This window comes from Streptomyces sp. 8L (assembly GCF_020176795.1).
In the GTDB taxonomy this organism is placed as follows: domain Bacteria; phylum Actinomycetota; class Actinomycetes; order Streptomycetales; family Streptomycetaceae; genus Streptomyces.
Genome location: NZ_JAIUKE010000459.1, coordinates 1 through 8,767, shown reverse-complemented (window position 1 = coordinate 8,767; position 8,767 = coordinate 1). Strand labels below are relative to the sequence as shown.

Annotated in this window: 8 protein-coding genes and 1 pseudogene (1 of these 9 cut by a window edge); 6 read left to right on the top strand and 3 right to left on the bottom strand. The window is 73.7% G+C overall.

Annotation, left to right across the window (positions count from 1 at the left end; translation table 11 throughout):
- On the top strand, nt 1–95 hold the end of the coding sequence (locus LCE31_RS41375) for a DUF6924 domain-containing protein (protein WP_374118600.1). Its footprint begins 643 nt before the window's first position; only the last 95 of its 738 coding nucleotides appear in the window; its start codon lies off the left edge, out of view; its stop codon occupies nt 93–95.
- A gap of 148 nt (nt 96–243) precedes the next feature.
- Here the strand turns inward: LCE31_RS41375 and LCE31_RS31000 are convergent, their stop codons facing one another.
- Nucleotides 244–1,962: a GMC family oxidoreductase gene (locus tag LCE31_RS31000; RefSeq protein WP_225020239.1), complete on the bottom strand. Its 1,719-nt coding sequence runs from the start codon at nt 1,960–1,962 to the stop codon at nt 244–246.
- A 265-nt stretch (nt 1,963–2,227) separates the two neighbouring features.
- Nucleotides 2,228–3,127 carry a LysR family transcriptional regulator gene (locus tag LCE31_RS30995; protein WP_225020237.1) on the bottom strand — a complete coding sequence of 300 codons (900 nt, stop codon included), beginning with the start codon at nt 3,125–3,127 and terminating at the stop codon, nt 2,228–2,230.
- 113 nt (nt 3,128–3,240) lie between these two features.
- Between LCE31_RS30995 and LCE31_RS30990 the strand changes: the two genes are divergently transcribed.
- Nucleotides 3,241–4,134: an NmrA family NAD(P)-binding protein gene (locus LCE31_RS30990; RefSeq protein ID WP_263632508.1), complete on the top strand. Its 894-nt coding sequence runs from the start codon at nt 3,241–3,243 to the stop codon at nt 4,132–4,134.
- Between the two features lie 92 nt (nt 4,135–4,226).
- Nucleotides 4,227–4,344: pseudogene (locus LCE31_RS30985) on the top strand (IS481 family transposase); the annotation flags it as partial.
- A gap of 40 nt (nt 4,345–4,384) precedes the next feature.
- On the opposite strand, the gene LCE31_RS30980 reads toward LCE31_RS30985, so the two are convergent.
- The gene (locus tag LCE31_RS30980; RefSeq protein WP_225020235.1) at nt 4,385–4,957 is read right to left on the bottom strand and encodes a GNAT family N-acetyltransferase; all 573 of its coding nucleotides are present in this window, start codon (nt 4,955–4,957) and stop codon (nt 4,385–4,387) included.
- Nucleotides 4,958–5,743: 786 nt separating this feature from the next.
- Here LCE31_RS30980 and LCE31_RS30975 point away from each other — a divergent pair.
- The 3 genes from LCE31_RS30975 to LCE31_RS30965 all read left to right on the top strand — a co-directional run.
- The gene (locus LCE31_RS30975) at nt 5,744–6,883 is read left to right on the top strand and encodes an acyl-CoA dehydrogenase family protein (protein ID WP_225020233.1); all 1,140 of its coding nucleotides are present in this window, start codon (nt 5,744–5,746) and stop codon (nt 6,881–6,883) included.
- 35 nt (nt 6,884–6,918) lie between these two features.
- The gene (locus LCE31_RS30970; protein WP_225020231.1) at nt 6,919–8,316 is read left to right on the top strand and encodes a GNAT family N-acetyltransferase; all 1,398 of its coding nucleotides are present in this window, start codon (nt 6,919–6,921) and stop codon (nt 8,314–8,316) included.
- Nucleotides 8,304–8,767 (top strand): type II toxin-antitoxin system RatA family toxin (locus LCE31_RS30965; protein WP_225020229.1); only part of this gene is annotated, 464 nt, incomplete at its 3' end. The genes LCE31_RS30970 and LCE31_RS30965, both read left to right, overlap by 13 nt.

Sequence of the window (8,767 nt, the reverse complement as noted above, 5' to 3'; positions counted from 1 at the left end):
GGGGGGGGCGCGGGGGGGGGGGCCCCCCGCGCCCCCCCCCCCCCCCCCGCGGCGGGGCCCCCCCCGGAACTCCGGGGGTTCCGCCGAAGCCCTGAGGGCCCGGCGGGATCGGGGGGATCGGCGGCGGGCCGGGCGGCGCCGGGCCCTCTGCCCCGGGCCCGTACGCGGCCCGTATCCCGCCCGTACGCGGCCCGGGCGGCGGGCCCGGCGGCGGTGTCGGTGGGGTCAGTGGTGTCAGTGGGGTCAGCCGCGCAGCAGGTCCGCCGCGCGTTCCGCGACGGCGTAGACCGTCGCCTCCGTGTCCGCGGAGACGACCGTCGGCATCACCGACGCGTCCGCGACGCGCAGGCCGTCCACGCCCCGTACCCGGAGCTCGGTGTCCACGACGGCCCCCGCGTCCGTGTCGGTGCCGATCGCGCACGTCCCCGCGTAATGCCCGAGGCTGTGCAGGTTGCGGAACAGGTACGCGCACAGCGCGTCGTCGTCCTCGGCGCCGGGGCCCGGCAGTTCCTCCGTGCCGTGCCACAGCGACAGCGCGGGCGCCTCGCCGATCGTGCGTGCCGCGCGCAGCCCTGTGACCATGAGGTCGGCGTCGTGCTGATCGGCGTAGTAGCGCGGGTCGATCAGCGGCGGCGCGGCCGGGTCCGCGTCGGCGAGCCGCACGGTGCCCCGGCTGTACGGGGCCATGAGGCCCACCATGATCGTGTAGCCGTCGCCCGGGGCGGGCCCGTCCAGGCCCTTCGCGCGCAGCGGGACGTCCACGAGCCGGAGCTGGAGGTCGGGGCCCGAGCACGCCGGGTCGCGCGGGTCGCCGCGCAGCAGTCCGAGCACCTCGGCGTGGTTGTTGCGGGAGTGGGGCACGGCGGTGGCGGACCGGTAGACGAGGCCGGAGGCGACATGGTCCTGGAGGTTGGCGCCGACGCCCGGCAGGTCCACGCGCGGGGCGACGCCGGTCTGGTCCAGGTGGTCGCGGGGCCCGAGGCCGGAGAGCATGAGCAGCTGCGGCGAGCCGACGGCACCCGCGGCGAGTACGACCTCGCCGCCGGGGGAGCAGTGTGCGGTGCGCGGCCCGGCGCCGGTGTCCTGCCCGGCGGGTGCCGCGTACTCGACGCCCGTGCAGCGCGGCACCCTGCCCTGCCCGCTCGGCGCCGGCCCGTTCGGCGCCGGCCCGCTCGTCCCCTGCCCGCTCGTCCCCTGCCCGCTCGGCGCCCGCCCGTGCGGATCGTGGTCGTCCCCGTCCGGGCCGTCCGCCGCCCGCTCGTCCGTCCCCGCGCCGTCCAGCAGCAGCCGCCGCACCGGGGAGTCCGCCTCGACCCGCAGGTTCGTCCGGCTGTCGAGGACGGGCCGCAGGTACGCGTCCGCCGCGCTCTCCCGGGCGCCGTCCACGATGCTGAGGTCCCCCCAGCCGAACCCCATCGTGAGGCCCGCCGCCAGGTCGCCCGTCCTCGGGTGCCCGGCCTGCACCGCCGCCGCGAGGAACGCCCGCGCGACCGGGTGGCGGTCGTGGTGCCCCGCCGGGGCGACCCGCAGGGGGCCCGCCGTCCCGCGTACGGCGGGGTCGCGGCGCCGCACACCGGAGACGTTCTCGCTGCGCTTGAAGTACGGCAGGAGGTCGTCGTACCCCCATCCCTTCGCGCCCGCGGCGGCCCACGCGTCGTAGCTGGAGCGGTGGCCGCGCAGGAACGCCATCGCGTTGATCGCCGAGGAACCGCCGAGTCCGCGCCCGCGCGGCCAGGGCACCCGGTCGCCCGCGGAGCCCTGCGGCACCGTGGTGTCCGCCCAGTCGGCGGCCGAGCCCAGCAGCGAGGGCCAGCGCCGCGGCGGGGCGCTCCGGGGTTCTGCGGGTCCGGCCTCCAGCAGGAGGACACGGCTGCCGGGGTCCTCGGACAGCCGCGTCGCGAGGACGCAGCCCGCTGTCCCGCCGCCGACGATGATGTATTCGTACGTGTCACGTTCGGGCACCGCAGGTCGACCTCCCGACGGATTCGTGGCGCATGCGGGGGTTTCGTACGGAGTGCCCAGAAGCGGCCCGGACACACCTCGCCCGCGCTGTTCCATACGCGGTGTTGTCTCCGGCGGCGGTAGGGGGCAACGCTCCGGCAGCCGCGCGCGCTGCTGGTCCGGCAGCCGCGCACCGTGCTGGTTGTATTGACCACGAGCGTTGTTGACCACAGGCAGACGACTCGCTCGTTGCTGTGGGCCCGACCCGGCCGATGGTCGACGGTGCTCAGGCGGTCGCGTTCCGCACGTGGCTCTCCGCTCGTACATGGTGGGCGGCCGTCGAGCAAGCGGCGCGTACGAAAGCGGCGACAGACGGAGAGCGGGCGTCCTGGGGCCACGCGACGACCAGTGTGCAGTTCGGCAGGTCACCGACCGGCCGGTAGGCAATCCCGGGGCGCGGGTTGCGTCGGGCGACCGAGGCAGGTGCGAAGAACACAATGCTGCCCGTCTCGACGAGGCTGAAGATCTCCGACAAATTCGAGGCCGACCTCGTTGCCCCAGGGGCGGGTGGCGTGGCGCGCCCGGCGTCTGCTGGTGCGCCGCTGGGGAGGTTTCGGCCGGCCAGGTCGGCCAGGCACAGCTCGGTACGGGCGGCGAGCGGGTCGGTGGCGGCCATGGCCACCAGGACCGGCTCGGTCAGCAGCGGCTCGCTCTCCAACCCGCGGTCGTCCATGGGGCAGAGCACGAGTGCGACATCGGCGAGGCCATCACGCAGCACCTGGGGTTGATCGCCGAACCCTCCGAGGACCAGCTCGGGAGGCAGGGCTGCGGGGTCGGCGCCGTAGGTGTCCAGGATCTGCGGCAGCAGACCGCCGTCGATGTCGGCCTTGAGTGCGATCCGCAGCCGCGGCGCCGCACTGCCTGCATGCCGGGCCCGGTGGGCAGCGGCGGTGACCGCCTCCAGGGCGGTTCTGGCGTCACGCAGCAGGACCTCCCCGGCACCGGTGAGTTTCGTCTGCCGGGTGGTCCGTTCGAACAGCGTCACGCCGAGCTGTCGTTCAAGGTCCCGGATCGTGCGGGACAGCGGGGGCTGTGCCATGCCCAGCCGGTCGGCTGCGCGCCCGAAGTGCAGCTCCTCCGCGACCGCGACAAAGTAGCGGAGCTGCCGCACCTCCAGATCACTCATACCGCCAGGGTATCAATAGCGACCAAGATGGTACTTCACCTGCGCCTTTGCGCCGGGTTCACTCGAAAGTGACCACCCGGCACACCCCTGGGGTTCGCCGCCGACCGCCACGCATGGAGGCACTCGTGCTCGTCATTACTACGCCCACCGGTGACATCGGCCGACAGGTTCTGGACCGCGTCCTTGCCGGCGGTGAGCCGGTCCGGGTGATCGCCCGCGACTCCTCCCGCCTCCCTGAGCACGTGCGCGCGCAGGTGGAGGTGGTGGAGGGCTCACACGCCGACGCGGACACGATCGCGAAGGCGCTGGAGGGCGCGGACCGGCTGTTCTGGCTCGTGCCGCCGGCAGGCTTCCGGGACGCAGGCCCCGCCAGGAGCTACTACCTGGACTTCACTCACGCCGCCGCCCGGGAAGCCGCGAGCCGTGGCGTGCGGATGGTGCACGTCACGTCCCTGGGCGACGGGTACGACGGCGAGGCCGGCCTGTTGTCGGCCGCGCTCGACATGGACGAGCTGATCGAGAGCACCGGCGTGCAGTATCGGGCGCTGGCACTGCCGTTCTTCATGGAGAACGTCCTGCGCCAGGTCCAGCCGATCGCGCGGCAGGGCGTGTTCTCCATGGCGAACTCCGCGGACCGGACGTTGCTGACCGTCGCCACCCAGGATGTGGCCGCGGCGGCGGCAGATCTTCTCCTGGACAACACCTGGAGCGGTCAAGCCCGCGTTCCCCTGGCCGGCCCGGACAGCCTGACGCCCGACGCGATGGCAGAGATCATCACGGAAACCCTGGACCGCACGGTGCGCTACCAGCAGGTGCCGCTCGCGGACTTCCAGGACCGGATGGTGCAGCGCGGCGCGAGCCCGTCGCTGGCCCAGGACATGGCCGACATGGTCAACGCGCAGAACAACGGCATCTACGACGCCGAACCCCGCGACCCGGCCTCCGCCACAGCCACCGACTTCCGCCAGTGGTGCCAGAACGTCCTGAAGCCGGCCGTGCAGTCCTGATCAGCACGCCGGTCAGTGCCCGGCCCAGCCGCCTCATCCGGCGCCGGAGGAAGCGGTCCGCACTCCAGGTCCTCACACCCTCAGAGGTACAGGTGTCCCACCCCAGTGCACGGTTGACGGTCCACGGCGGGCGTCTGCTCGTTGAGCGAGTTCGCGGCGGTAGGCCCGTCGCTCATGGTGCCGATGAGATGGGTGTTTCTCGCGCCACCGGTCGACCACCCATCAGTCGCGTCAACAACCCTGCGGGTCACTACAGCTGGTCCGGCAGCGGCACACGGTGCTGGTCCGGCAGCGGCCCGGGCGCGACCGGGGACCGCATGGCGAACCACTGCTCGGCGCCGTACGCCTCGAAGCGCTCCACCTCGACGAACCCCAGTTTCGCGGCGAGGCGCATCGAGCGGACGTTCGCGGTCTGGGTGGCGAGGACCACCGGCTCGCCGGGGAGCGCGCCCGCGAGCCAGTCGAGTGCCGCCGCGCACGCCTCGGCGGCGTATCCATGTCCCCACGCCCTCGGCAGGAACAGGTAGCCGAGCTCGACCTTTCCGGCTGCCCTGCGGAGCTGTCCCGTGTCCCTGGTGAGCATGATCTGGCCGATCATCGCTCCGTCCAGGTCGACGGTGAAGCTCCCGGGACGCCGTCCGGCCGACTCGGGCATCTCGCGCTCCAGCTCGCCGCGTGGCCGGGGGCCGCCGAGATAGGTGTGCACCTCCGGTGACGCGTACAGATCGATGAACGCGGCGTTGTCCCGGGTCTCTGGTTCGCGCAGCACGAGCCGCTCGGTCCTGATCGGGGCGGGCGGCCAGGCGACTTCGAGTTCCGTCATGGCGGGCAACGTAGCGGATGCCACCACGCACCGGGGGCGCGGTTGTCGCGCCGGGGAGCGTTCGCCGGGGTGTACGCGTACGCCGGCGTACGGCGATAACCGCAGGTGGGGCGGGTGCGCCCGGGAAGGATCGCGCGCGCCCCGGACTCCCGTGCGAGCCGTGATCCGTCCAGGCAGGACCTTCGCCGCATAACCTCTCAAACGAGATGGAGCGGCAAGAACGGACATGGATGCATCGCTAGCATCGATCATGATGTGGGGGGCGAGAGAAAGATCAGGAGGGGGCCGGTGATCGATCCGGATTCGCTGCCGCTGTCCGCCGCACCGCCGCTTTCGACACCCGCGGGGCCGGCGGGAACCGGTGCTGGAACAGGCTGAGTCGGCGGCGCGAGCGGTAGGCGGGACGCTCAGCGGAGACGAGGCCGTACGGATGCGGGAGCGCGTCGCGGCGCGGCCGGCGGAAGGGCCGGGGTCCCCCCCCCGCGACCCGATCACCGCCCCGCGTGCGCTCGGGAGCCTGCCCCTGGCGACGGCCACGGGCGGCTGACCGGCCCGGCGGGCCCCCGACCCGGGCCCACAAGCACCAGCACGTTCCATACGGACCAGCAGCATTCATACGGACCCGCAGGGTTCATACGGACCAGCACGGTCCACCCTCGACCCCCCTTCTCCCGGCCCCGGACCCCAAGTCCGGCTTCCGGCCCCGACTCGTACGGCCGGCCCTCGACCTGTTCCCCCGGCCCGGATGCGCCGTCCCTTCGTCCCGCGTTCCGAGAGGCGTTGACCGTGACCTTCCTGGAGATCGAACGTTCCACCGCCGAGGCCCTCCTGCCGGGACTCGACGCCGCCCTGACCGCGCACCCGCTCGACGTACTGGAGAGCGCCCCGAGCCCCGCCGTCGCGGCCTTCCGCGCCGCGGGCGGGCCCGCTCTGCTGGTGCCGAAGGACAACGCGGGCCTCGGCGCCACCCCGCTGGAGGCCGTACGCGTGCAGCGCGCGGTCGGCTCGCGGTGCCCCTCGCTCGCCGTGGCGACGACCATGCACCACTTCTCCGTCGCCGGGCTCGTGCGGGCCGCCGCGTACGGCAACGGGCTGGAGGGGCTGCTCCTTGAGGCGGTCGCGAAGGACCGCCTGCTGCTCGCGTCCGCGTTCGCCGAGGGCAACACCGGCCAGAACATCCTGAAGCCGCACATCACCGCACACCGCCGCGACGACGGCCGGATCGTGCTCAACGGCAGCAAGATGCCGTGCAGCCTGTCCCGTTCGATGGACCTGCTCACCGCCTCGGTCGTGATGACGGGCGAGGACGGAGTCGAGCGGCTGGCGGTCGCGGTCGTGCCGGCGGGCACCCCGGGGCTCGACGTGCGTCCCTTCTGGCGGACCCCGGTGCTCGCCGGGGCCGAGAGCGACCAGGTCGTGCTCACAGACGTCGAACTCGACCCGCAGATGGTCGTGATGACCGATGTCACGGCGGACGCGGTACCCGACTCGCTGAACCTCGCGGGCTTCCTCTGGTTCGAGATCCTCCTCACCGCCGGGTACGTGGGGGTCGCGAGCGCCCTGGTGGAGCGGGTACTGCGGAAGCCGGGCGGGCCCGCGGACCCGACGCCGTTCCTCGCCGACATCGAGGCTGCGGCGCTGTCGGTCGAGGCGGTGGCACATGTCATGGGGGATCTCGACCCGGCCCGGTGGACGGACGCCCTGCTGGTCAAGGCGTTGTGCGCGCGGTACGCGGCGCAGGACGCCATCGCGCGGACCACGACCGCCTGCCAGGCCGCGCTGGGCGGGATGGTCTTCGTCGGCAGCCCCGAGGCGGGCTACCTGGCGTCGGCCGCGACCGGCCTGACCTTCCACCCGCCGTCGCGCTCCCGGATGGGCGGCCCGCTGCGGGAGTTCCTGGACGGCGCGCCCCTGCGGATCGGCTGAGGCGGTTCATGAGGTACGAGGGAGGAGGTGGCAGCGTGCGGAGGACGAAGACGGGTGGCTCGGGGCGCCCGGGTGGGCGCGGCGGCGGCGCTCTGGTGGAGGTCGTGCGCGGCGTCGACGCCCTGCCGGACGGGCTCTGGCGGCAACTCGCGCCCCGTGACGACCCGATGTGGACACGTGATGTGTTCGCCGCGATGGAGAAGGGGCGCATCGGCCCCGAGGGGTACGCGTATCTGCTGCTCAGGCGCGGCGGAAACGTCGTCGCGGTGCTGCCGTTGTGCCTCTTCCGGGGGCTGCGGCTGGACGATGTCGTCGGCCCGCGCGAGCGGCGGACGCTGGCGCCCGTCCGGCGGTGGGCGCCCTGGCTGCTGCGCGTGCCGATGCTGTTCTGCGGCAACCTGCTCGGCCAGGGGCACCTGCTCTGCGCGGAGCCGCTGTCCGGCGAGGACGCGCGGCTGCTCGTGCGGGCGGTCAAGGGCTTCGCGCGCCGGGAGCGGATCGGCACGATCGTCTTCAAGGACTTCGCGCCCGACGCCCTCGACGCCCCCGGCGCGCCCAACGCCCCCGGCGCACTCGGCGCGCCCGACGCCCCCGGCGCGCCCGACTCGCCCGACGAGCCCACGTCGTTGGGAGAGGCGCTCGCGGACGCCGGGTTCTTCACGGTGCGGAGCCTGCCCGACACCGAACTCACCCTCGGCTACGGGTCGTTCGAGGAGTACGTGGCGGCGCTGCCCGCCAAGCCCCGGCGCAACGCGCGCAGCAAGCTGCGCAAGTCCGCCGCCACGCCCGGACTCAGAACGGAGACCGTCGCCGACTGGGGGCCCCTCGTTCCGGCCATGCTCGACCTGTACGGGCAGGTGATGGCGCGCGCCGACCAGACACTCGACGTCCTCGACGCGGACTTCCTGACGGCCCTCGCCGCGTCCACGACGGCCACCGCGGGTCCGGGCGGCGGGCAGGAGAGCCGGCTGGTCGCCTGCTTCCAGGACGACCGCATGGTGGCGTTCCTGCTCTGCCTGTTCGCCGGGGGCGGCGCGGTCGGCGCACGCATCGGCCTCGACTACGAACTCGCCCACGAGGCACGCCTCTACCACGCCGTGCACTACGCGGCGATCCGCCTGGCCCTCGAACGGGGCTGCCGGCACATCCGGTTCGCGCAGACCGCGTACGTACCCAAGCTGGAACTGGGCTGTGCGCTGGTCGAGCAGACGTACGCACTCACCCATCTGCGCCCGATCCGGCGGGCGTTGCTGCGGCGGCTGCTGCCGCCCGCGCTGGCCGGGGCCCGGGCGGACGCCCTCGCGGGGGCGCACGAGGCACGTCCGGCGCCGCCGCGGGAACCGGCGCCCGAGGCCGCCCGCGCACCCCGAGACACACGAGCGACCCGGCCCGGCCGGGAGGATGAGGACGAGGACATCGCATGCCCCGAGTAGAGGTGGATCTGCCCATCGCCGTGCCTCCCGAGGCGGCATGGGAGGCGGTGGTGGACGTCGAGCGCTACCCCGACTGCATGGACAACGTGGACGCCGTGACGGTCACCGCGCGGGCCGACGCCACGCACCGCACCACCGCCTGGTCGGTGCGGCTCAAGGGGTCCGTCCTGCGCTGGACCGAGGACGAGGTGATCGACCACGAGGCCCGCCGCTTCGACTTCCGCCAGGTCAGCGGGGATCTCGGTGAATTCGTCGGGCACTGGGGCGTGCGCCCCGCCGGGCCCGGGCACAGCACCGTCTCGCTGCACGCGGAGTTCGACATCGGCATCCCGCTGCTCGCGGAGATGCTGAACCCCGTCGCCGCCGACGCGCTGCGCGAGAACGCGGCGCAGATGCTGACCGCCCTGGAACGCCGCCTGACCGGCGCGGCGGGGGCGGCACACGTGGGCGG